A 24,818-nucleotide genomic window follows, 5' to 3' on the forward strand; every position below is an offset into this window, starting at 1 on the left:
AAGTATTAATAAAAAAACTGTGGAAAAACTTTTTATTTATATATAAAATTTTACCTGAAAACTCTTAACTTTGCGAACCAAAATGGGGGCCAATAAACAGCCTTTAACAAATTGATATTTATAATTTTACCCAAAACAATATATGCCTAACATTGGAAAAATAGCGCAGATTATAGGACCGGTAGTTGACGTAAGTTTTGCTGACGATGCTCATTTACCTAAAATTTTCTCGGCTTTAGAGATTGAAAAAGAAAACGGACAGAAGATCGTTTTAGAAGTTCAACAGCACCTTGGTGAAGACCGTGTACGTGCAATTGCAATGGATTCTACTGATGGTTTGGTTCGTGGCATGAAAGTAAATGATACTGGTGCTCCGATCAAAATGCCTACAGGTGAGCAAATCAAAGGCCGCTTGTTCAATGTTGTTGGTGAGGCCATCGACGGGATCAATACCATCGATAGCACTAACGGTAAGCCAATCCACAATGCTCCTCCTAAATTTGACGAGTTATCAACTGAAACAGAAGTTCTTTTTACCGGTATTAAAGTTATCGATTTATTAGAGCCTTATGCTAAAGGTGGTAAAATTGGTTTGTTTGGTGGTGCGGGTGTAGGTAAAACAGTATTGATCATGGAGCTGGTAAATAACATTGCCAAAGCACACTCTGGTCTTTCTGTATTTGCTGGTGTTGGTGAGCGTACACGTGAAGGTAATGACCTTTTGCGTGAGTTCATCGAGTCTGGCGTAATCAACTATGGTGAGGACTTCCTTCATTCTATGGAAAAAGGTGGATGGGACTTATCTAAAGTTGACACTGAAAAATTAAAAGAATCAAAAGCAACATTGGTTTTCGGTCAGATGAACGAGCCTCCTGGTGCACGTGCCCGTGTAGCACTATCAGGTTTAACGGTTGCTGAATATTTCCGTGACGGTGATGGTGAAGGCGCTGGTAAGGATATCCTTTTCTTCGTTGACAACATTTTCCGTTTCACTCAGGCAGGTTCTGAGGTATCGGCCCTTTTAGGTCGTATGCCTTCTGCGGTAGGTTACCAACCAACACTTGCTACCGAGATGGGTTTAATGCAGGAGCGTATTACTTCAACTAAACGCGGATCAATTACATCTGTTCAGGCGGTTTATGTACCTGCGGATGACTTAACTGACCCTGCTCCGGCAACAACTTTTGCCCACTTGGATGCAACAACTGTACTTTCCCGTAAAATCTCTGAGCTTGGTATCTATCCTGCGGTAGATCCATTGGATTCAACTTCACGTATCCTTTCTCCAGCAGTATTGGGTGATGAGCATTACAACACAGCTCAACGCGTAAAAGAAATCCTGCAACGCTACAAAGAATTACAGGATATCATCGCCATCCTTGGTATGGACGAGTTATCTGAAGAAGATAAATTAACCGTTCACCGTGCACGTCGTGTTCAGCGTTTCTTGTCTCAGCCTTTCCACGTTGCTGAGCAGTTCACTGGATTAAAAGGTGTATTGGTTGACATTAAAGATACCATCAAAGCATTTAACATGATTATGGATGGTGAAGTGGATGAGTATCCTGAAGCAGCTTTCAACTTAGTAGGTGGCATCGAAGATGCGATTGAAAAAGGCAAGAAATTATTAGCTGAAGCAAACGCTTAATCAGGGCATCTATATATAGCATATGAAATTAGAAATTTTAACACCAGATAAAAAAGTCTACGAAGGAGAAGTAACTGCGGTTACAGTACCTGGCACCATGGGCTCTTTTCAGATCCTGAAAGACCATGCGCCAATTATCTCTACTTTGGAAGATGGACCAGTAATTATTAAAAGCAATAACGCCGGCGAAGAAACCTTTGTAATTAAAGGTGGAGTTGTCGAGGTCTTAAAAAACAAGATTATTGTTTTGGCCGAAGGTGTTGCTTAATATCTAATTAAAAACCTAAAAAGAGGCATTCGAAAGGATGCCTCTTTTTTTATGCGCTGTTTTTTGCTGCCCGGTTTACCTCTGAAGGAAACTCCCTCTGCATGGAAAAATAGCCATTAGAAATCTGCTGAAGGAAATGATCCTGCACTTATCAAAGTAACCTGCAACCCTTTAACACAAAAAACTTAATCAACAACCTGCGGTGCATACAAACAAAAAGCCTGACCAACCAGAAATGGTGTACATTTCCTTACTGAATTCTCTGGCAAATCAGGCCGCGCTGTGACGGGATGATTGGCTGGGCCGCTCCTCTTTTCTGTGAGCCTGACCAGGCGCTGTCCCGGAATAACGCCAGCCTGATTAGTCTTAAAAATTCCACAGAATTTCCGCTTCATTCTTTCGTGACTTTTCATCAACATTTTTCACCATTTTACTCATTTCAGGAAGAATTTCTCTGATTTTATAATGCTAGCATAACATCTATACCGAATACCAAAATCATTTTCGGTATATTTTGTACCGTCATTAGTATCAAAATACAGTGACATACAGAATTAAATAAAAGTAAAACACAAAAACAACAGAATTATATTTTTTTTCAATTATTTTTTATCCGCTATTGATAGTATCTATACCAAAAACTAAATTGGTATAAACAAAACAGAATAAAATAATAAAGAAATGAATACCTCAATTACAGTCAACAGCAACGTGCTAATTAACCTAAACCTGCTCCTGATTATTCAGAAGGGTAAGGCGCTGTAAATGAGTTTTTATAAAGACCCGAAGCGCCCCCAAAAGAGGCGCTTTTTTAATGAAACAAATAAAACAAGATCTATACCTGAGCCACATGCAATACTTTAATTCTAAAACAGTCATTTATTTAAACGGATCTTTCGTCAAGGCGACCGAGGCCGGAACAGACCTTTACAGCCAGTCCTTGCACTATGGATATGCTGCTTTTGAAGGGATCAGGGCTTATAACACCCACAACGGGACCCGTGTTTTTAAAGCCAAAGCACATTTTGAACGCTTAAAACGTTCCTGCCAACTGGCCCGTATTCCTTTCAACTGGGATATCGAAGACCTGATCCGTCAGACCTATAAAGTACTGGAATTAAACAACCTGAAAGACGCTTACATCCGTCCCTTGGTGTTTTGCGGACCAAACATGTCCCTTTCTGCACCGGCTAAGGTATCCATTATGATCTGTGCCTGGGAATGGGCGGCTTATTTGGGAAATGATCAGTTAAAGGTGGGTATTTCCAGCTATCAACGGCCTAATCCTAAATCATTGCCTATTGAGGCCAAAATTAGTGCACATTATGTGAACTCCATTCTGGCCACCACAGAAGCCAAAAGCAATGGCTATGATGAGGCCATTTTGCTGGACATGAACAACAATGTGGCCGAAGCACCAGGCGCTAACCTGTTTATAGAACGCAATGGCAAATTGTACACCCCACCTACCGGAAATATTTTACCTGGCATTACCCGGGCTACCGTATTTCAGCTTTGCAAAAGACTGGATATAGAATGTACCGAAAGGGTCTTTACCGTAGAAGACCTGAAAATTGCAGACAGTGCCTTTTTCTGTGGTACAGCGGTTGAAATTGCCGGGATCAAATCTGTAGACGAAGTGGTCTTCCCTTTAAAATGGCAGGACAGTCTGGGCGCTACACTGGCCCGTACCTATAAGTGTTTAGTATTGGAAAAACAGAACTACGAAGTAATCATATAATATCAACATGTCAGAATCAACCGAAATCAACCGCTACAGTAAAGTTTTTACACAAGATCCAACCCAGCCAGGCGCTCAGGCCATGCTGTATGGAATTGGATTGACCGCCGAGGATATGCAAAAAGCACAGGTCGGTATTGCCAGCATGGGTTATGATGGAAATACCTGCAATATGCACCTGAACGATCTTGCAAAAGTCGTCAAAAAAGGGGTCTGGGGAAACGGAATGGTTGGACTAACCTTTAGCACCATAGGGGTTAGTGACGGAATGTCTAACGGAACACCCGGCATGCGTTACTCACTGGTTTCCAGGGACGTCATTGCCGATTCAATTGAAACCATATGCGGCGGCCAGTATTATGACGGGGTGATCACCATTCCGGGCTGCGATAAAAATATGCCGGGCTCTATTATGGCCATGGGCCGTTTAAACCGCCCTTCTATTATGGTTTATGGTGGCAGCATCCACTCTGGAAAATATAAAGGAAAAGCCCTGAATATTGTTTCCGCTTTTGAAGCCCTTGGAGAAAAACTGGCCGGAAAGCTATCGGAAGATGATTATCAGGGCATTATCCGTCATACCTGTCCGGGCGCAGGTGCCTGTGGCGGAATGTACACCGCAAACACCATGGCCTCGGCCATTGAGGCTTTGGGCATGAGTTTGCCTTACAGTTCTTCCTACCCGGCCTTAAGTGAAGAAAAACAACAAGAATGCCTGGATGCCGGTCAGGCCATCCGTGTATTGCTGGAAAAAAACATCCGTCCTTCGGACATCATGACCGAAAAATCCTTTCACAATGCCATCGTTACGGTCATGGTTTTGGGTGGATCGACCAATGCTGTGCTGCATTTAATTGCCATGGCCAAATCCGTAGGCCTTTCTTTAAAACTCGAAGATTTTCAAAAAATCAGTGATCAGACCCCTGTTCTGGGCGATCTAAAACCAAGCGGACAGTACCTGATGGAAGATCTTCACGAAATTGGGGGCGTACCGGCTGTATTAAAATATTTATTAAAAGAGGGTTTACTTCACGGAGACTGTATGACCGTAACCGGTAAAACCCTTGCAGAAAATGTAAAAGATGCTGTAGACCTTGATTTCGATCAGCAAAAGATCATTTTCCCGGTTAGTCACCCTATCAAAGCAACAGGGCACCTGCAAATGCTGTATGGCAACCTGGCAGAACAAGGGTCCGTGGCAAAAATCAGCGGTAAAGAAGGCGAAAAATTCGAAGGCCCGGCCCGGGTATTTGACGGCGAACAGGAACTGATTGCGGGCATCCAAAGCGGACGTGTTCATCAGGGCGATGTGGTGGTGATCCGTCATGTAGGCCCTAAAGGTGCGCCAGGCATGCCCGAAATGCTTAAACCAACATCGGCCATTATTGGGGCTGGACTAGGAAAATCGGTTGCCCTGATTACAGACGGCCGTTTTTCCGGTGGTACGCATGGTTTTGTGGTAGGTCACATTACCCCTGAGGCCTGGAACGGTGGGAACATTGCCCTGGTTAAAGACAACGACACAATTACCATAGATGCGGTCAACAATACGTTGCACCTGAACATTTCTGAGCAGGAGCTGGCAGAACGCCGGGCGGCATGGAAACAATTGCCACCACCCGTCAAAAGCGGGGTCCTTTATAAATACCTGAAACAGGTAAGCAATGCCAGCGAAGGTTGCGTAACCGACGCCTTTACAGATTAACCCATTGACAACCACCTTAAAAACAATACAATGACGACAGCACAAGCAGAAGCAGCGACCCTGACCGAAACCAAAACCACTACCCAGGTTACAGGATCGGTTGCTTTACTGGAAGGATTAATTGCCGAAGGTACCGATACCATTTTTGGCTATCCGGGCGGTGCCATCATGCCCATCTATGATGCACTTTACGATTATAAAGAAAAACTATCCCACATTCTGGTCAGACATGAACAGGGTGGTATCCATGCCGGACAGGGTTATGCCCGCAGCTCGGGAAAAGTCGGCGTCGTTTTCGCGACCAGCGGTCCGGGTGCCACCAACCTGGTAACCGGTTTGGCAGATGCACAAATAGACAGTACACCTTTGGTTTGTATTACCGGCCAGGTTTATGCACATTTATTGGGTACCGATGCCTTTCAGGAAACCGATGTGATCAACATCACCACCCCGGTTACCAAATGGAATTACCAGGTTACAGATGCCAACGAAATTCCGGCGGTACTGGCCAAAGCATTTTACATTGCCAGAAGCGGCCGCCCGGGACCGGTACTGATTGACATTACCAAAAATGCGCAGCTGCAGCTTTTTGATTATGAAGGTTATACGCCATGCGAACACATCCGCAGCTATCGTCCAAAGCCAAACGTCAGAACAGAATACATTGCAAAAGCAGCGGCTTTAATCAATGGTGCAAAAAAACCATTTATCCTGTTTGGACAAGGGGTTTTACTGGGCGAGGCAGAAAAAGAATTTAAAGCTTTTGTAGAGAAAAGTGGCATTCCCGCAGCCTGGACCATTTTAGGTGCTGGTGCTATTCCAACAGACCACCCATTAAATGTAGGTATGCTGGGCATGCACGGAAACTATGGGCCCAATGTTCAAACCAATGCCTGCGACGTTTTAATTGCCATCGGAATGCGTTTTGACGACAGGGTAACCGGACGTCTGGACAAATACGCCAAACAGGCTAAAGTGATCCACCTGGACATTGATCCGGCCGAGATAGATAAAAACGTAAAAGCCGATGTACCGGTTTGGGGCGACTGCAAAGAAACCCTGCCCCTGCTTACTGCTTTGGTTGAAGAAAAAACACATACCCAGTGGTTGGCCGAGTTTAGGGCTTATGACAAGACCGAACAGGAAACAGTAATTCAAAACGAACTGAACCCCGGATCAGGTGAAATGACCATGGGCGAGGTGGTCAATAAGCTCAATGAGCTGACCAAAGGAGACGCTATCATTGTAACCGATGTGGGCCAGCACCAAATGGTGGCCTGCCGCTATGCCAAATTTAACCGCACCAGGAGCAATGTAACCAGTGGTGGACTGGGCACCATGGGCTTTGGCCTTCCGGCAGCAATCGGTGCAAAGTTTGGGGCACAGGATAAAACTGTTGTTGCCATTATTGGTGATGGTGGTTTCCAGATGACCCTTCAGGAACTGGGCACCATTATGCAAAGCGGTATTGATGTAAAAATCATGATCCTGAACAACAGGTTTTTGGGTATGGTGCGCCAATGGCAGCAACTGTTTCACGAAAAACGCTACTCTTTTGTAGACATCACCAGCCCTGATTTTGTGAAACTGGCCGAATCTTATTACATCGCCGGTAAAAAAGTATCAGAACGGGAAGACCTGGGGGCCGCGCTGGAAGAAATGTTAAACCACAAAGGCTCCTACCTTTTAGAAGTCATGGTGGCCAAAGAACACAACGTGTTCCCTATGGTACCGCAAGGCAGCAGCGTAAGTGAAATCAGATTAAAATAAGGGTAAAGATCATGAGCAATTCGAACGAAACAGAACTAAACGGAAAACAGGAATTTACAATTACTGTATATACCGAAAACAGGATCGGCATACTCAACCGTATCGCCATTATTTTTTCCAGAAGAAAAATCAATATTGAAAGCTTAAATACCTCGCCCTCAGAGATCGAGCACATTCACCGCTTCAATATCCTGATCCATGAAACCGAAGATGTGGTCCGCAAACTGGCCCGTCAGATCGAAAAACAGGTAGAAGTTTTAAAAGTGTATTACAACACCAACGAAGACATCATCTGGCAGGAAATGGCTTTGTACAAAGTGCCTACAGACACCATCGCAGAGAAAGTTTCGGTAGAACGCCTGCTGCGCGAATTTGGGGCCAGGGCTGTGGTGATCCGTAAAGATTATACGGTATTTGAAGCGACCGGGCACCGGGAAGAAACCGACAAGCTCATTGAAGTGCTCCAGCCTTACGGATTGATTGAATTTGTAAGAAGCGCACGCGTGGCGATCATTAAAGACAGCGATGGCTTTAACCGCAAGCTAAGGGAGTTTGAGCGCAGGGACCCCGGAGAGGAAGTCATTGAAAATGAATTCCTGGATAAAGAGAAAAACGTATTCAGTATGTAAAACAAGGTGGTAAGCCTTACCACCAGATCCATAAAAAACAAGAACCTTAATCATAAAACCAATAAAAACGATGTCAAATTATTTTAACACATTACCGCTTAGAGAACAATTAAACCAGCTGGGTGTCTGCGATTTCATGGACAGTTCCGAATTCCTGGATGGTGTAAATGCCTTAAAAGGTAAAAAACTGGTGGTGGTAGGCTGCGGTGCACAAGGTCTTAACCAGGGTTTAAATCTAAGAGATAGTGGTTTAAATGTTGCCTATGCTTTGCGCAAGGAAGCCATTGAAGGCAAAAGAGATTCCTGGAAAAACGCTACGGAAAATAACTTTACCGTAGGTACTTATGAAGAGCTGATCCCTACAGCAGATGTAGTAATCAACCTGACCCCCGACAAACAGCACACTGCAGTAGTCAATGCCGTAATGCCTTTGATGAAACAAGGTGCTACCTTGTCTTATTCGCACGGTTTTAACATTGTAGAAGAAGGCATGCAGGTGCGTAAAGACCTTACGGTGATCATGGTGGCCCCAAAATGTCCGGGCAGCGAAGTACGTGCAGAATACCTAAGGGGTTTTGGCGTGCCGACTTTAATTGCCGTACACCCTGAAAACGACCCGGAAGGAAAAGGTTTAGCCCAGGCCAAAGCCTATTGCGTTGGAACAGGTGGCCACAAAGCCGGTGTATTGAACTCTTCTTTTGTTGCCGAAGTAAAATCGGATTTAATGGGTGAGCAAACCATATTATGCGGTTTACTGCAAACGGGTTCTATCCTTTCTTTTGACAAAATGATCGAAAAAGGAATTGATGCCGGTTATGCGTCCAAACTGGTACAGTATGGTGTGGAAGTGATTACTGAAGCTTTAAAACATGGCGGGGTAACCGGTATGATGGACAGGCTGAGCAATCCGGCAAAAATTAAAGCCTTTGAGATTTCTGAAGAACTGAAAAACATTATGCGCCCATTGTTTGAAAAACATCAGGACGACATTATGAGCGGTGAATTTAGCCGTACCATGATGGCAGACTGGGCAGCTGGCGATAAAAACCTACTGGCCTGGCGTGCAGCTACCGGCGAAACTGCCTTTGAAAAAACACCTGCCGGAAATGTAAAAATTGGCGAACAGGAATATTTTGACAATGCTTTATTAATGGTGGCTTTTGTAAGGGCCGGTGTGGAGCTTGCATTTGAGACCATGGTGGAAGCCGGCATCAAACCGGAATCTGCTTATTACGAGTCCCTGCACGAAACCCCGCTAATTGCCAATACAATTGCCCGTAAAAAATTATTTGAAATGAACAGGGTCATTTCGGATACTGCTGAATATGGCTGCTATTTATTTGACCATGCCTGCAAGCCTTTATTGGCTGATTTTATGCGCAGCGTGGATGCAGACCTGATCGGTAAAAATTACAATGAAGGCAAAGATGGTTCGGTAGACAACAGGACCTTAATAGCGGTCAATGAAGTGATCCGTACCCATCCCGTCGAAGTGATCGGCGCTAAATTGAGAAAGGCCATGACAGCCATGAAATCAATTAAAACAGCATAAAAATTACCCGGACCCGTACAGGCTTAACATCCTGTACGGGTTTTTAAATCATAAAAAAATGTCAAAAACACTAGTAGAAAAAATTTGGGATGCACATGTTGTAAAGAGTGAACCAGGATTTCCTGATATTTTATATATAGATACGCACCTGATCCATGAGGTGACTTCTCCCCAGGCTTTTGACGGTCTGCGTAAAAGAGGCTTGCCTGTTCTGCGCCCAAAACAAACAGTTGCAACAGCAGATCATAACGTTCCGACCTTAAACCAGCTGCAGCCTATTAAAGAAGAACTTTCCCGTTACCAGGTCGATATGCTGACCAAAAACTGCGCAGAATTTGGCATAGAACTGTACGGTTTAGGCCACCCTTTTCAGGGCATTGTACATGTTATCGGTCCGGAACTTGGCATTACCCTTCCGGGAAAAACCATGGTTTGCGGCGACAGTCATACCTCTACCCATGGTGCTTTCGGGGCCATTGCTTTTGGTATCGGGACTTCACAGGTAGAACAAGTTTTTGCTACCCAGTGCTTGCTGCAGCAAAAACCAAAAACCATGAAAATTGAAGTGAATGGTACTTTAGGAAAAGGGGTTACGGCCAAGGATATTATTTTATACATCATTTCTAAAATATCTGCTGCTGGTGGTACAGGTTATTTTATAGAATATGCAGGTACTGCCATTGAAGCCTTAAGTATGGAAGCCCGCATGACCATTTGCAACATGAGCATTGAAATGGGTGCACGGGGCGGATTGATTGCTCCTGACCAGATCACTTTTGATTACATTAAAGGAAGGGAATTTGCTCCAGCAGGGGCAGAATGGGACAAAGCCTTGGCTTATTGGAAAACATTGTACAGTGATGCGGATGCCAAATTTGACAGTGTTTTAAATTTCCAGGCCGAAGACATTGCCCCAATGATTACCTATGGCACCAACCCAGGTATGGGAATGGGCATTCAGGAAAACATTCCGGCCACCAAAACACAACCCGAAAAAGAGCAACTTTCTTATCAGAAAGCCCTGGACTATATGGGCTTCCAGGACGATTCTTCCCTGATCGGAAAACCAGTGGATTATGTATTCATCGGCAGCTGTACCAATTCCCGTATTGAAGATTTGCGGGAGGTGGCCGATTTTGTAAAAGACAAACAGAAAGCAGAAAACGTAACGGTATGGATTGTTCCGGGCTCAAAACAGGTTGAACAACAGGCCAAAAACGAAGGTTTGGACAAGGTTTTTGAAAAAGCCGGCTTCCAGCTCCGTGAACCTGGATGCAGCGCTTGTCTGGGTATGAACGAAGACAAAATTCCAGCCGGAAAATATTGCGTGTCTACCTCCAACAGAAATTTTGAAGGACGTCAGGGGCCCGATGCCAGAACCTTACTGGTGAGCCCATTAACCGCAGCGGCAGCCGCTGTGACGGGGAAAATCACAGATGTAAGAGAATTAATGGCAGAAGTTTAAAGCGAAAGACATGAAGAAATTTGAAAAATTAACATCGGCCGTTGTGCCTTTAAACATAGAAAACATTGATACCGACCAAATCATTCCGGCCAGGTTCCTGAAAGCCACCACCCGTGAAGGTTTTGGAGAGAACCTTTTCCGTGACTGGCGTTATAATGGCGACAACAGCCCCAAAGCCGATTTCGTTTTAAATGATCCGGCTTACAGTGGAAAAATACTGGTTGCAGGAAAAAACTTTGGTTGTGGCAGCAGCAGGGAGCACGCCGCCTGGGCTATACAGGATGCCGGATTTGATGTGGTCATCAGCAGCTTCTTTGCCGATATTTTTAAAGGCAATGCCCTAAACAATGGTTTGTTGCCCATCCAGGTAACCGAAGACTTTTTAGCCGCCATTTTTAAAGCCGTAGGGCAAGACCACAAAGCCATACTGACCGTTGATCTGGAAAATCAAAAAGTAACCCTGACCAGTACAAACGAAAGTGCCGATTTTGAAATCAACCCTTACAAAAAATCCTGCCTGATCAATGGTTACGATGACATCGATTTCATCTTAAACCAGAAAAACTTAATTGAAGCATTTGAACAAGCCAGATAATGTCACAACCTGTCGTCCATATCAGCAAACTTAACTTAAAATACCATCATACGGTGGTGTTCCAGGACTTGGATTGGGTCATTCAACCAAACCAAAACTGGCTTTTATGCGGCACCAGCGGTAGCGGAAAAACATCTTTGGCCAAAGCCATTGCCGGCCTGAGCAATACCGATGGTACCCTTGATCTTCATTTTGACCCTGCATCTACCCGCCCTGCCCTGGCCTATTATGTGGCCAACTGGTACCAGTTTAAAGACCTGGAAGGGCAATCGAATTTTTATTACCAGCAGCGTTACAACAGCCAGGCGGAGCAAACCGTTGCAACAGTACAGGCCGAACTGGAAAGTTTTGGCAAAGCACAGGGTTTGCAGTTCATTGAGGCTCTAAGAATTGCGGAGGCCTTGGCCTATACCGAATTGCTGCCTTCTTCCATGATCGAATTGTCCAGTGGCGAGCACAAAAAACTGCAGCTGGTCAAAGCCGTATGGCTGGCCCCTCAGCTGCTGATCCTGGACCAGCCTTACAATGGGCTCGACACGCTTTCGCGCAAGCGGCTGAACACTTTACTGGAAGAAATTTCGGTAAAAGGGACCCAGCTGATCCTGATCAGTAACGATGCAGAATTACCTGCTGTTATAGACCGGGTGGCCGAAATCAGGGAGGGTAAAATCCAGGAAGTGACTTTTGAGCAGCGCAGCCGGAACGAAATGGCCCATAGTGGCAAAGCTGTTCCGTCTTTTTTAAAAACCGCACCTGCAGGAACCGCGCCCGAGCACATTATTAAAATGATTGATGTGAACATCCGTTACGGAGAAAAACAGGTATTAAAAGACATTAACTGGGAAGTGAAACCAGGTGAAAAATGGTTGCTTCAGGGACATAACGGCTCTGGAAAATCAACTTTACTAAGCCTGATTTGCGGCGACCACCCTCAGGCTTATGCCAATAATTACTACCTGTTTGGCAATAAACGGGGTTCAGGTGAAAGCATCTGGGAAATTAAACAACGGATTGGCCTGATCTCACCAGAATTACACTGGTATTTTGATCCGACTGCCACCGTATGGCAAAGCATTGCATCGGGATTTTACGACAGCTCCGGTTTGTTTTGCGATCCGGGAGCAACAAAAAAGGCACAAACGGACCAGGTGCTTGACTATTTCGGTCTTCAGGAATATAAAAATGTACTGATGACCGAGCTTCCTTTGGGTAAACAACGACTGGCCTTACTGGCCCGTACGGTCATCAAAAACCCACAGCTGCTGATCCTGGATGAACCTTGCCAGGGACTTGACCAGCAACAGACGCAGCATTTTAACCAGCTCGTTGATGAATTGTCCAGCCATGGCACGACACTGATCTACGTAGGACATTTTGAATCACAGCTGCCCGCCTGTATAGAGAAAAGAATTTTATTAGAAAACGGATGGGTAAAATCCGTAGAAACCATATTAGAAAGCGCTTAATATTATGAAGAAACACATATTAGTTATACCAGGAGATGGTATAGGCCCCGAAGTAACCACCTGGGGAAAAGCGGCATTAGAACAAATTGCAGATGCCTTTGGTCATGAGTTTAGCTTTGATGAAGCCCTGATGGGACATGCTTCCATCGAAGTGAATGGCAACCCTCTTCCGGATGAGACCCTCGAAAAGGCAAAAAACAGTGATGCTATACTTTTCGGTGCGGTTGGCCACGCCAAATACGACAACGATCCATCTTTAAAGGTCAGACCGGAACAAGGCCTGCTCAAAATCCGTAAGGAACTGGGCCTGTATGCCAACCTGCGCCCGATCCTGCTGTTTGACGAATTGCTGAATGCTTCAAGTATTAAACCCAGTATTTTAAAAGGTACAGATATTTTGTTTTTCAGGGAACTGACCGGAGATGTTTATTTCGGTGAAAAAACCCGTTCAGAAGATCGGAATACAGCTTCCGATCTGATGATTTACCACAAATACGAAGTAGAAAGAATTGCACACAAAGCCTACCAGGCTGCCATGCAGCGCAGCAAAAGATTGTGCTCTGTAGATAAAGCCAATGTACTGGAAAGCTCCAGGCTTTGGAGGGAAACGGTTCAGGAAATCGCCAAACTCTATCCTGAGGTAGAAACCGAACACATGTTTATCGACAATGCAGCAATGCAGCTGATCAAAGACCCAAAACGTTTTGATGTGGTGCTGACTGCCAATTTGTTCGGCGATATTTTAACAGACGAGGCTTCACAAATTGCCGGATCTATGGGTATGCTGGCTTCGGCATCTGTTGGTGACGGCACTGGATTTTTTGAACCGATCCATGGTTCGGCGCACGACATTACCGGTAAAAACCTGGCCAACCCCTTGGCTTCTATCCTTTCGGCTGCCCTGATGCTGGAAATTGGCTTTGGTTTAAAAGAAGAAGCCAAAGTTATTATTGATGCGGTAGACCAGGTACTCAAAGAAGGGTTCAGAACCAACGACATTGCCGATGGCTCGACCAATCCTTATAAAGTATTGGGTACCCAGGAAATGGGCAAACTGGTTTTAAAATTCATTTCACAAAAAGTAATCACTCAAAACTCATAGCTTATGTTACACGATCCAAACAGAGTATACGTATTTGACACCACCCTTCGTGATGGAGAGCAAGTACCTGGCTGCCAGCTGGCCACCCCTGAAAAAATTGAAATCGCAAAAGCATTGGAAGCCCTTGGGGTTGATGTGATTGAAGCGGGTTTTCCGATTTCCAGCCCTGGTGATTTCCAGAGTGTGGTGGAAATTAGCAAGGTGCTTAAAGATCCTATCGTTTGTGCCTTAACCAGGGCCAACCAGCAGGATATCGATGCCGCAGTAGGTGCTTTAAAATATGCAAAAAGACCACGGATCCACACCGGTATCGGGTCTTCAGACATGCACATCAAATATAAATTCAACAGCACCCGTGAAGAAATTCTGGAACGCGCGGTTGCAGCGGTCAGGTATGCCAAAAAATTTGTCGAGGACATAGAGTTTTTTGCTGAAGATGCGGGTCGTGCAGACAATGTGTTCCTGGCACAAATGATCGAAGCGGTGATTGCTGCCGGTGCCACTGTCGTGAACATTCCGGATACAAATGGGTATTGTTTGCCTGAACTTTATGGTTCAAAAATCCGTTTCCTGAAAGAAAATGTAAAAAACATCGATCAGGCAATTATTTCTGTGCATTGCCATAACGATTTGGGATTGGCTACTGCAAACAGTTTATCGGGCTTAATTAATGGTGCCCGTCAGGTAGAATGTACCATTAATGGAATTGGGGAACGCGCAGGCAATACAGCCCTGGAAGAGGTAACCATGATCTTAAAAACGCATCATGACCTGAACCTGCACACCAATATCAACAGCAAACATTTCAGGGCCATTAGTGACATGGTGAGCGACTTAATGCACATGCCTGTACAGCCGAATAAAGCCATTGTAGGGCAGAATGCTTTTGCACACAGTTCTGGTATCCATCAGGATGGCTTTTTAAAGCACAGGGAAAATTACGAGATCATTAAACCTGAAGATGTTGGCGTAGACAGTGCGGATATTGTACTGACTGCCCGCAGTGGCCGTCATGCCCTGAAACATCATATTGAAAGACTGGGCCACCAGCTGGAACGTGCCGTACTGAACGATGTGTACGAGCGTTTTCTGATCCTGGCCGATGAAAAGGGCCACATCAATGACGAGGATGTGATTTTATTGGTGAGTACGGTAGAGAAAAAAACATTGGTTTAAAATTAGTACAAGCATGAATGTAGATAAAGAGGTCGGCCTGGATTTCGGGGCAGCGGCAAAGCGGATCAGTGATACGGTGAAAAGAACACCTTTAGAATATAATGCCGGTCTTTCAAAAAAGTACAACGCAAACATTTATCTCAAACGGGAGGATCTACAGGTTGTGCGTTCTTATAAACTGCGCGGTGCCTATAACATGATCAGTACGCTGCCCGCGCAGCAGCTGCAAAATGGAGTGGTTTGCGCCAGTGCGGGTAATCATGCGCAGGGTGTGGCTTATTCCTGTAAAAAGCTAAATATTAAGGGGGTGATCTTTATGCCCGAGATCACGCCCCGTCAAAAGGTTAAACAGACAGAAATGTTTGGTGGTGACAACATTAAAATTGTCCTGGTCGGGGATACTTTTGACGATTGTATGAAGGAGGCTTTAATTTACACTGAACAGCAGCAAATGACTTTTATCCCCCCCTTTGACAACATTAAGGTGATTGAAGGACAGGGTACGGTCGGTGTAGAGGTTTTTGAAGACCTTCCCGAGCTGGATGTGGTCATTATGCCTATTGGCGGTGGTGGCCTCGCCTCAGGTGTTGGGAGTTACCTTAAAAACATCAAGCCTTCTGTGCAGTTGATCGGGGTAGAGCCTGAGGGGGCGCCTTCTATGAAAAATGCCATGGAAAATGGCGACCCGGTTACCCTGGAGTATATAGACCGTTTTGTGGACGGCGCTGCCGTGAAAAGGGTGGGCAACCTGACTTTTAAATATTGCAATGAATTGCTCGACCAGATGCTGCTCATTCCGGAAGGTAAAATTTGTACAACCATTTTAAAATTGTACAATGAAGATGCGATTGTTGTAGAACCTGCCGGTGCGCTTGCCGTAGCTTCCCTGGACCAGGTAAAAGAACTTATAGAAGGTAAAACCGTGGTTTGCATTGTGAGCGGTGGTAATAATGATATCGAGCGCATGCAGGAAATCAAGGAGAAATCTTTGCTTTTTGAGGGGTTGAAACATTATTTTATTGTCCGCTTTCCGCAAAGACCAGGTGCATTGAAATTATTTGTAAACAATGTGCTTGGGCCGCACGACGACATTACACGTTTTGAGTTTATAAAAAAAACCAACCGGGAAAATGGCCCTGCACTGGTGGGTATAGAACTGGCAGAGCGATCGCATTATGAAGCACTGGTGGCGCGCATGAAGGAGTTTAAGTTCGATGTGATTGAACTGAATAATGATCAGACGCTGTTTGAATATCTGGTTTAAAAAATTTCAACTTTTTGCAGGGCTTGTTTAGCAGGGTTCATTTTTTTCAGAGTTCATTTGCAGGGCTTGTTTTCAGGATTGCTTTGCAGGGTTCATTTTTTCAGAGTTCATTTGCAAAGTTTGTTAGCAGAATTTGTTGGCAGAAATTTTTCCCGAAAGAAACGAGGTATTCTACTCCAGGACTGGCGCCTGATCAGGCCCGCGAAAAGCGGGCAGACGAGCCGAGGTCCTTCCGCAGAACACCTCGTTTCTTTTTTTAATTCAGGATGGTAGTAAAGTAAATCAGCAGGTGCCACTGTTCTTTCAGGGGCTCCTTTCTTTTAAATTTTCTTAGAAATTTAAGCAGATAATGATCAGATTTGCATCAACATGAAAATATTGATCGTAAACAATACCAAAATACCTGCTGCAAAATATGGTGGCACGGAAAGGGTAATTTGGTGGTTGGGCAAAGAACTGAACCGGCAGGGCCATGAGGTCACTTATCTTGTGGGGGCCGGGTCGGAATGTCCCTTTGCCAAAGTATTGATTTTTGATCCTGTGGCAGATATCAATGCACAGGTCCCTGATGATATTGATGTGGTTCATTTTAATTATCAAATGCCGGGCTTTACCAAAAAGCCGTACCTGGTTACCGTTCATGGCAATCCGGCCTACGGAGAAATACTGGATCAAAATTGTGCCTTTGTTTCTTCCAATCATGCAGAGCGTTATGGTTCTGCAGTCTACGTTCATCACGGACTCGATCCTGAAGATTACCCCAAACCTGATTTGAATGCCAAACGTTTTTATACGCATTTTCTGGCCAAAGCCGCCTGGCGGATAAAGAATGTTCAGGGAGCCATAGATATTGCCACCCACAGTAACAATCGTCTGGTGGTCATGGGCGGCAGCAGGCTTAATTTTAAAATGGGTTTCCGTTTTACGCCGAACCTAAACGTAAGCTTTCATGGAATGGTCGATAATGAGGAAAAATCGGCCGTAATGAAAAATTCAAAAGCACTCCTTTTTCCTGTTTTATGGAATGAACCTTTTGGCATTGCCATTATTGAAAGCTTGTATTTCGGTTGTCCCGTATTCGGAACACCTTACGGATCACTGCCAGAACTGGTGCCCGCTGAATTTGGCTTATTGAGCAATAGCAAGGCCGTGTTAACTGAAGGGCTTAAGGCTGTAGGCCAGTTCAATAACCAACATTGCCACGAGTATGTACTGGATGTGTTCAGCTTGGAGAAAATGGCAAAAAGCTATTTAAAACTTTATGAAATCGTCCTTAACGGACAAAAACTGAACAGTAAAGCTCCTACCCTTCTTGAAATTACACCAAAACGTTTGTCCTGGAATCCATAATTCTGGTCTGTTTTGTATAATTAAAAAGCCCTTTTGTCGAATAAACCTTCACAAAAGGGCTTTCCTTCTGGTCTACTTTTTTATGGCAATATATTTGCTATCGAATTATACACACACAAAAACTTCTACATGCGACAAAAATTTTTACTATTATTATGCATTGCCACGCTAGGCCTGGCATCTTGCAAAAAGGAAACGTATATCCAGGAGCCACAGGCAAGGACATACAATTACACCATTCAACCTAATCAGTGGGTTTCTAACTCTGGTGGGTTAAATTATACTGCTAACATTAAGCTAAGTGCACTCGATAAAGTAACACTTGATGATGAAGGCGTATTGGTCTATTTGTCTCATCCGGCCAACAACAACAGTGATATCCAATTGCCTTATACCTATGATGTGAATTCGTATACCTATGAATTATATATTGGTGGTATAAATATTGATATTCAGAGCTCTGATGCCCAGGCAACAGCTCCTAAAGCACCAACAAAACCTGTATTTGTGAAAATCGTGGTTGTTCCTTCCAAATATGCAGGTAACGCAGGAAACTAAAAATACAATATCATCTACTTATGAAGAAGGGCCGGCTAAAAACCGGTCCTTTTTGTTTTAGGCCACCAGCCTGTTCCAATCGGGATAACGTTTCAAAAAAGACTGAACATACGGGCATAAGGGAACCAGCTTTTGCTGATGGTTTTCTATGTAAATCAGGGTTTTTTCAACAAGTGCTGCCGCAACGCCTTTTCCTTCCAATTCTTTAGGCACTTCGGTGTGGATCAGGTACACTTTACTGTCTTTTTCCTTATATTCAATAAAAGCGCGGTGGCCCTCTACCCACAATTCGAAATTATGGATGTCTTTATTGTTGATCAGTTCAATGTCTTCGTATTTCATATTTTCAGGCTTTAAAATGGTTGAAATCTACAGGGCTCATCTGTTTACTTTTTTAAACTGACGCGCTGTCCAGGCGGCGAGAATACGTACAATCAGTTGCTTCATCCTTTGTATTTATTTAACAAGTCATACTCTATCAACAAATGTAAATAGCACTATGTTGTAAAAACTTGATGTAGGATAAGAAAAATCTCTTTTTAAGGCTTCTAATTAGTCCTATTCTTTCCGGTCAGTGTAAAAAAAACATACTTAAAAACTCAAAAATTTAGGGATGTTAACCTGCACATGATCGTTCTTTTTATGTTCTCCACGGTTAAGTTGTATGGCCCGGATGGTCACTCCATTTTTTTCCAGCAGGAGTTCCTCATAAAAACCTTTATAATATACGTCTTTGACTTCAAACCGCCTGCTGTTCCAGGAACCTTTTAAATCGACCCATTCGGGATAAAAAACAACTTTACTCCCTTTGGATTGCAAACCCAGTTTTTCTGCCTCAGCGGCATCCAAAACCACTGCATTGCCCAAAAGCTGGGCGGTATAAATGTGCTGGGGATGGTTGTATACATAGGCAGGTGCACCGCTTTGCAACAATTGCCCTTCTTTGATCAGCAGCAACTGATCGGCCAGAAACAAACCATCGGCCGGGTCATGGGATACCATAATCACCGTTACACCGGTTTCCACTGCAATCCGTTTAATGTCTGCCCGCAGCTGGTTTTTCAATAAAGCATCTACCTGGCTAAAAGGTTCATCCAGTAATAAAACAGAGGTATCACTAATCAGGGCTTTGGCAATGGCTACCCTTTGCTGTTCCCCGCCGCTCAGCTCGGTAATTTTTTTATCCTTCAGGTGCTCAATGTTCAGGTGGCGCATCATCTGAAAGGTTTTGTCCCTTTTGCCCTGTACATCGGTATTGGAAAGCATCGAGGCAATATTGTCATATACCTTGGCGTATATATTCAGAGAAAAATCCTGGGTAACCATTTTCATTTCCTTATGGCCAGGGATCAATTGTTCATCTGGCCCCAGCACCCTCTTTTCCTTAAACAAAACTTCTCCTTCATCGGTTTTCAGCAAGCCGTATATGCACTTGAGTAAAGTAGATTTTCCACTCCCGCTTTCGCCTAAAATGGCTACAATCTGCCCTTTTTCGATATCGAAACTAATGTCCCGGATACCGGAAGCTTGTTCTTTCTGATATTGCTTGGTTAAATTCCTGACACTGATGATCTTTTCCTTCACCTTGTAAAGATAAAAATTATCCTATAAAAAAGTCCCGCTCTGACCAGGGCGGGACCTTATTTTGTATAGGGTGTGTATGCCTAGTTTAAGCCTAAGGTTACCCCGAAAGACATATTTTTTAAGCCTTTCTGGGCCGGGCTGTCGAACATATCGTTGAAAGAATATTTGGTAAAGAAACCGATCCATCCGTAACCTATACGCAGGGTTCCGCCATAACGCACCGGCTGAAAATGATAATCATCTTTAATTTTCTGTTTGCCCCTTTCCTCACTGATTTGTTTTACTTTACCGCCCAGTAAAAAGCTCACCTCCGGACCAATAACAAAATAAAATCTTCTGCCTTCACTGTCTTCCTTGGTCCTGAACTCAAAATTCAACGGAATATGTACATAGCTATTGGAAAAACGGTTTTTACTAAATTGTATAGGCTCTTCGATATAGGTCAGGTTTTCACCTCCCCTTTGTATGGTAATGTTGTCTCTCAAGCGGATCAGCGTCCAGTCAAAACCACCGGCAACGTAAATTTTAAAATTGGGGTTAAAGCGATATCCGAATTGCAATACGTCAAAGGAAACAGTGCTGGTTTTACTACCCCTATAACTTAAAAATCTATTGTTGGACGATAAGCTAAAACTACCGTTGTCAATCAGCCTGGAAAAACCAAGGTCAAAACGGGTAAAGGTAATGCCTCCAATAAACCTTCCTTTGGGTGCGCTTTTTTTGGTGGTACTGTCCTTTTTACCAATGCTAATCCCCAGTCCATAGTTTATGTCAAACTTATCCTTCATTTTCCTTTTGGTCGTATCCTGCTGTGCTTTCGCCCCCTGGCCCATAGCAGCTGCCAGTCCCGTAGCCAATACTGCTGCAAAAAATATACGTTTCCTCATGATGGTTTATTTGTGTTTTTTAGAATTAAATTTTATAAAACCTATGTTCACGGCAACCAGTGCACTCTGGTCATCATCGTCGGTTTTGAATTTTAACAACTTCTGTTCTCTTTTGTCAACTTTATCGACTACAAAATTAATCAGATCGCCCAAATTACGGATTCCCTTTTTATGCGCCTGGGCATTTTCATTGATCACCTGATCGGGTTGGTTAAGCATCTCTGCATCCTGGGCCGGAATACTGTCCTCTGTTTTTCCCATGGCCAGTACAGGTTTTTCCTTTGGAACATCCATTTCCAATTGTTTTGCTTTGGAAACCGGTACAATGGCTTCCAGCTGCTGTTCCGGAGTTGTTGCTTTTGTTTCCAGGGTAGTCTGTACCGCCAGTAATTTTTTATCTTCTTTTAAAGCAACTGGCTGAAGGGCCTCTTCCTGTTTTACAACAGCGGTTTTGGGTTCCTTTATGTTTTTTTCAACCGCGGGCTGGGTAACTACCGAAGGCTGCCCTGCAAGCGGGGCGCTCAGCCGGATTTTTTCGGTTTTACCCAACCAAAGCATGGCTGCGCCCACTAGTAGTAAAACCGCAGCAGCCGGTATCCAGTACCACAACCTGCGTTTTTTAGTAGCCGGGTGTAACTGCTGATCTATGTTGTCCCAAAGACCTGGCGAAGGTTCCCACTGGGCCTCTTCAAACCTGTCTTTAAACAACTGGTCAAATTCCTTATCCTGTGTATGATGCATAATTTATGCCCTCCATTTTTATAATCTCTTCTCTTAGTATGGCCCTGGCCCTGGACAACTGGGATTTGCTTGCTCCCTCGGAAATGCCCAGTGCTTCGGCTATTTCCTTATGGGAATAGCCTTCAATCGCATACATATTAAAAACCACCCGGTAACCCGCCGAAAGCTTCTGGATCACCCTCATCAGGTCCTGCATGCCCAGCTGGCTAAAATCAAAACCTACCGAAGGCTGTTCATAGGCATCTTCTACGGGCACAACATTTAAAGCCCTTTGGTTCCGCCTAAAACTCTCAATAGCGGTATGGACCATAATCCTTCTCATCCATCCTTCAAAAGAACCCTCTCCCCGGTATTCTTTTATTTTTTGAAATACCTTTATATAACCCAGTTGCAATACATCCTCGGCCTCCATCCTGTCTTTTGCATAACGCATACAGATGGCGAACATCTTCGGTGCAGTTTCTTTATACAAAAGTTCCTGCATTTTCCGGTCCCCGGACTGGCATCCTTCCAGCAAATTCTGTATCGTATCGCTTCTGGTCAAATCATTTCTGTGTTTGGTTTAAAGAAGATGATCGAAACCTTTTAAAGGTTGCATGCCGGCTAAAAAATTTAGAATTAAATTTTTCCGATCCTGAAATCGTGTTTATAGGTAAGAAAAAGGGAATGGTTGAACTGAAGCTGCGAATCTTTACGGTCGAGATCAAAATGCGGTTCAAAACGAACATCGAGGTAAAAATGTGGCAGTAGCTCTTTCTGATAAACATAACGCAAAGAAAGGATATTTCGTTTATTTTCTATATATCCGTCTTTAAACACGTTATGAGAAACCGATTCATATAAAGGCATCCCTTTAAGAGACATAAAATTATTGCCATGCCAGTAAGAGGTGACAAAACTACCAAACCTGGTATTTACACCTGCATTGAACCATAAGCCAAAGCCGCCCTTAAAGGCCTGTCGCTTATCGGGCGAAAAGTCACGGAAGCCAGCAAAGTAATTTTCTGTGAATATATTTTTAACCGCCCCGCCCAGGTCCCTGCTCAGTTTAAAACCCGCTGCACCATTGCCAAGAGTAGCTATAGGTACACCCCGCAAATCATCAATTTGCCCGCCTTTGTGCATGGCCAGAAATTGCAAGGGCAAGCTTAATGTCCAGCCATGTGCGGAAATCAGTGTCGTCTCAGTAGAAACACCTCCAAGGATTTGTTCTTTTTCCGGAGCGTGGTTAGAGATCATATGCTGCCAGGACAGCCAGGCATCGAGCCTGAAATATTTTTTATTTAAAATCAGCTGGGAACCATATTCTATAGGGTCGGTAATTTGCCGCTCTATGTCGTACAGTGGTTCTATAAACCGGTGTTGGGTGGCCCCTTCCAGACTTCCAAAAAGCAAGGACAGGTCTTTTTTCTGGTACCTGATGCTAAAAAGAGGTTTGGCATCGGCCAGTCCATTGCTTCCAAAATCTTTTCGCAGGTAAGCCCCTGCGGTCAGAACAAGGTTAGGATGTGCGTAATACACAAATTGCGGGCGCAACTGGGTACCGTACAAGGTGTAACCATCGTGAAAGTAATTGGTATACTCGTAATTTCTTAAAAAATTAAAATTATACAGGTTAAAATGCAGTTCGCCGGTTGCGCTGCTATCGGCTGGAATACGGTTTTCGAAGGCCGTATTGTCCAGCTGACTAAAAGAAGGCTTCCCTATTAGGATCAGGAAGCCCATTAATAAGATTTTTTTCATAGGTTACTGCTCGTGCCTTTTCCTGTAGCCTTTATACCATTTCACAGCAAGCATAATCACCACCGAGAAGATGATCAGCCCGGTTAAGCCATAAATCCAGTCTACAGCACTTTTCAGTACGACTGTAAAAACAATGGCCACCAGAAAGATCGTTGCAATTTCGTTCCATAAACGCAGTTTAAAAGAACTCAGTTTGAAAATCCCCTGCTTCATTTGCTTCATGATCCGCTGACAGATGAAATGATAAATCAATAATCCGACCACAAATGTAAGTTTTACATGTAGCCAGGGCATAGACAATAGTCCGGGGTTGATACAAATCATGGTCACCCCTGCAGCAACTGCTAAAATCATGGCCGGGGTGGCAATAATATTCCAGAGTTTCTGTTCTATCTTTTCATATTCCCTTTGCAGGATTATTCGTTCCTGCTCGGGACGTTCATTGGCTTCGGTATGGTAAATAAACAGACGTACACTATAAAACAGGCCCGCCATCCAGCTAACAACAAAAATAATATGAATGGCGAGTACGTAGAGGTACATAGTTTAGTATTTAAATTCTTTGACCACTTCTATAGCATATTTCACATTGTCAAAAGGAATATCTGGCATAATACCATGTCCAAGGTTAAAGATAAATCCTTTTTCACCCCTCATGCGCTCAAACAACTGTAAAATGTGTTTTTTAATTACCGGCTTGTCTGCGTATAAAATATGTGGGTCCAGGTTGCCCTGAACTGCAATGCCTGCAGGCAAACTGTTTTTGATGTTTAAAAGGTCGGCATTCCAGTCTACAGAAATGACATCGGGTTTTGCCTCGGCCATAATAGGTGCAAAAACAGAGCTTCCTTTACAAAAAGAAATTACAGGAATATCTTTTCTGTCCAAACCGGCAATAATTTCCTGAATATAACGGTGAGAAAATTCCTGGTAATCGTTCCAGGACAAGGCCAGTGCCCAGCTGTCAAAAATTTGAATGGCATTTACCCCAGCTGCAATTTGCAGGTTCAGGTAGTTTGCGGTCACCTTTGCAATTTTGGACAACAATAGGTGGGCCACTTCCGGCTGGTTGTGCATCAGCAGTTTAGTGGTTTTAAAGTCTTTGGAAGAACCGCCTTCCACCAGGTAGCTCATCACGGTAAATGGTGCACCGGCAAAACCAATCAGTGGGATACTTCCGTTTAAACGCTGCTGAATAACTTTAATCGCATCTGCCACATATTGCAAACGATCCAATACATCCACTTCCAATGCTTCTACATCGGCGAGCGTTCTTACCGGATTGGCAAATTTAGGCCCAACGCCCTGGGTAAAGCTCAGGTCCCCGCCCATCGCTTCTCCTGTAACCAGAATGTCCGAAAACAGGATCGCTGCATCTATTCCCAGTAAATCAACAGGTAACATCGTTACATCAGCAGCAATTTCAGGGGTTTTGCACATTTCCAGGAAAGAATATTTGTTTTTGATTTCCCAGTATTGCGGCATAAAACGGCCTGCTTGTCTCATCATCCACACCGGCGGGCGTTCTGTCTGTTTTGAAAATGCTGCATCTAAAAATAACGTGTTCATTTAAA

At 44.0% G+C, this 24,818-nt stretch carries 23 protein-coding genes; 15 read left to right on the forward strand and 8 right to left on the reverse strand.

All coding sequences use genetic code 11. From position 1 onward, the window contains the following. Positions 1-142 precede the first annotated feature (142 nt). The 15 genes from atpD (at position 143) to B0O44_RS13035 (ending at position 18,289) form a co-directional block, all read left to right on the forward strand. Positions 143-1,648, forward strand: coding sequence for a F0F1 ATP synthase subunit beta (gene atpD / locus B0O44_RS12955; protein ID WP_110831172.1), 1,506 nt, complete (start codon positions 143-145; stop codon positions 1,646-1,648). A 22-nt stretch (positions 1,649-1,670) separates the two neighbouring features. Beyond that, positions 1,671-1,916 (forward strand): ATP synthase F1 subunit epsilon, encoded by a 246-nt coding sequence (gene atpC, locus B0O44_RS12960; RefSeq protein ID WP_110831174.1) that lies wholly within the window; start codon positions 1,671-1,673, stop codon positions 1,914-1,916. Positions 1,917-2,730: 814 nt separating this feature from the next. After that, positions 2,731-3,657: a branched-chain amino acid transaminase gene (locus B0O44_RS12970; protein WP_317047150.1), complete on the forward strand. Its 927-nt coding sequence runs from the start codon at positions 2,731-2,733 to the stop codon at positions 3,655-3,657. Positions 3,658-3,664: 7 nt separating this feature from the next. Continuing rightward, positions 3,665-5,362, forward strand: a complete 1,698-nt coding sequence (gene ilvD / locus B0O44_RS12975; RefSeq protein WP_110831179.1) for a dihydroxy-acid dehydratase — start codon at positions 3,665-3,667, stop codon at positions 5,360-5,362. A gap of 30 nt (positions 5,363-5,392) precedes the next feature. Further along, positions 5,393-7,132, forward strand: a complete 1,740-nt coding sequence (ilvB, locus tag B0O44_RS12980; RefSeq protein ID WP_110831181.1) for a biosynthetic-type acetolactate synthase large subunit — start codon at positions 5,393-5,395, stop codon at positions 7,130-7,132. Between the two features lie 11 nt (positions 7,133-7,143). After that, on the forward strand, positions 7,144-7,761 hold the full coding sequence (ilvN, locus tag B0O44_RS12985) for an acetolactate synthase small subunit (RefSeq protein ID WP_110831183.1): 618 nt from the start codon (positions 7,144-7,146) through the stop codon (positions 7,759-7,761). A 70-nt stretch (positions 7,762-7,831) separates the two neighbouring features. Next, positions 7,832-9,313 (forward strand): ketol-acid reductoisomerase, encoded by a 1,482-nt coding sequence (ilvC, locus tag B0O44_RS12990; RefSeq protein ID WP_110831186.1) that lies wholly within the window; start codon positions 7,832-7,834, stop codon positions 9,311-9,313. A gap of 58 nt (positions 9,314-9,371) precedes the next feature. After that, positions 9,372-10,778 (forward strand): 3-isopropylmalate dehydratase large subunit, encoded by a 1,407-nt coding sequence (gene leuC, locus B0O44_RS12995; protein WP_110831188.1) that lies wholly within the window; start codon positions 9,372-9,374, stop codon positions 10,776-10,778. A 10-nt stretch (positions 10,779-10,788) separates the two neighbouring features. Continuing rightward, entirely contained in the window at positions 10,789-11,373 is a 585-nt protein-coding gene (gene leuD, locus B0O44_RS13000) for a 3-isopropylmalate dehydratase small subunit (RefSeq protein ID WP_110831190.1), read from the forward strand. After that, complete coding sequence (locus tag B0O44_RS13005; RefSeq protein ID WP_211321370.1) at positions 11,373-12,839, forward strand: ATP-binding cassette domain-containing protein; 1,467 nt, start codon at positions 11,373-11,375, stop codon at positions 12,837-12,839. Before leuD ends, B0O44_RS13005 begins: the two co-directional genes overlap by 1 nt. A gap of 4 nt (positions 12,840-12,843) precedes the next feature. Next, a complete protein-coding gene (gene leuB, locus B0O44_RS13010; protein ID WP_110831194.1) occupies positions 12,844-13,941 on the forward strand; it encodes a 3-isopropylmalate dehydrogenase in 1,098 nt (365 codons plus the stop codon). Between the two features lie 3 nt (positions 13,942-13,944). Next, positions 13,945-15,117, forward strand: coding sequence for a 2-isopropylmalate synthase (locus B0O44_RS13015; RefSeq protein ID WP_110831196.1), 1,173 nt, complete (start codon positions 13,945-13,947; stop codon positions 15,115-15,117). Positions 15,118-15,130: 13 nt separating this feature from the next. Then, entirely contained in the window at positions 15,131-16,381 is a 1,251-nt protein-coding gene (gene ilvA / locus B0O44_RS13020; protein ID WP_110831198.1) for a threonine ammonia-lyase IlvA, read from the forward strand. Positions 16,382-16,750: 369 nt separating this feature from the next. Further along, positions 16,751-17,731, forward strand: a complete 981-nt coding sequence (locus tag B0O44_RS13030; RefSeq protein ID WP_110831202.1) for a glycosyltransferase — start codon at positions 16,751-16,753, stop codon at positions 17,729-17,731. A gap of 129 nt (positions 17,732-17,860) precedes the next feature. After that, a complete protein-coding gene (locus B0O44_RS13035) occupies positions 17,861-18,289 on the forward strand; it encodes a hypothetical protein (protein WP_245943658.1) in 429 nt (142 codons plus the stop codon). Between the two features lie 57 nt (positions 18,290-18,346). On the opposite strand, the gene B0O44_RS13040 is transcribed toward B0O44_RS13035, so the two are convergent. The 8 genes from B0O44_RS13040 to hemE form a co-directional block, all read right to left on the reverse strand. Continuing rightward, positions 18,347-18,631 (reverse strand): GNAT family N-acetyltransferase, encoded by a 285-nt coding sequence (locus B0O44_RS13040; protein WP_110831204.1) that lies wholly within the window; start codon positions 18,629-18,631, stop codon positions 18,347-18,349. Between the two features lie 249 nt (positions 18,632-18,880). Next, entirely contained in the window at positions 18,881-19,873 is a 993-nt protein-coding gene (locus B0O44_RS13045) for an ABC transporter ATP-binding protein (protein ID WP_110831206.1), read from the reverse strand. 80 nt (positions 19,874-19,953) lie between these two features. Then, on the reverse strand, positions 19,954-20,760 hold the full coding sequence (locus B0O44_RS13050; protein WP_110831208.1) for an outer membrane beta-barrel protein: 807 nt from the start codon (positions 20,758-20,760) through the stop codon (positions 19,954-19,956). 6 nt (positions 20,761-20,766) lie between these two features. After that, a complete protein-coding gene (locus B0O44_RS13055) occupies positions 20,767-21,501 on the reverse strand; it encodes an anti-sigma factor (protein WP_110831210.1) in 735 nt (244 codons plus the stop codon). Beyond that, on the reverse strand, positions 21,482-22,045 hold the full coding sequence (locus B0O44_RS13060; RefSeq protein ID WP_110831212.1) for an RNA polymerase sigma factor: 564 nt from the start codon (positions 22,043-22,045) through the stop codon (positions 21,482-21,484). Before B0O44_RS13060 ends, B0O44_RS13055 begins: the two co-directional genes overlap by 20 nt. 74 nt (positions 22,046-22,119) lie before the next feature. Next, positions 22,120-23,244 carry a hypothetical protein gene (locus B0O44_RS13065; RefSeq protein WP_146229828.1) on the reverse strand — a complete coding sequence of 375 codons (1,125 nt, stop codon included), beginning with the start codon at positions 23,242-23,244 and terminating at the stop codon, positions 22,120-22,122. A 3-nt stretch (positions 23,245-23,247) separates the two neighbouring features. Beyond that, positions 23,248-23,787, reverse strand: a complete 540-nt coding sequence (hemJ, locus tag B0O44_RS13070; protein ID WP_110831216.1) for a protoporphyrinogen oxidase HemJ — start codon at positions 23,785-23,787, stop codon at positions 23,248-23,250. Positions 23,788-23,790: 3 nt separating this feature from the next. Continuing rightward, positions 23,791-24,813 carry a uroporphyrinogen decarboxylase gene (gene hemE, locus B0O44_RS13075; RefSeq protein WP_110831218.1) on the reverse strand — a complete coding sequence of 341 codons (1,023 nt, stop codon included), beginning with the start codon at positions 24,811-24,813 and terminating at the stop codon, positions 23,791-23,793. Positions 24,814-24,818: the final 5 nt, after the last annotated feature.

It is taken from the genome of Pedobacter nutrimenti, from assembly GCF_003208655.1.
In the GTDB taxonomy this organism is placed as follows: domain Bacteria; phylum Bacteroidota; class Bacteroidia; order Sphingobacteriales; family Sphingobacteriaceae; genus Pedobacter; species Pedobacter nutrimenti.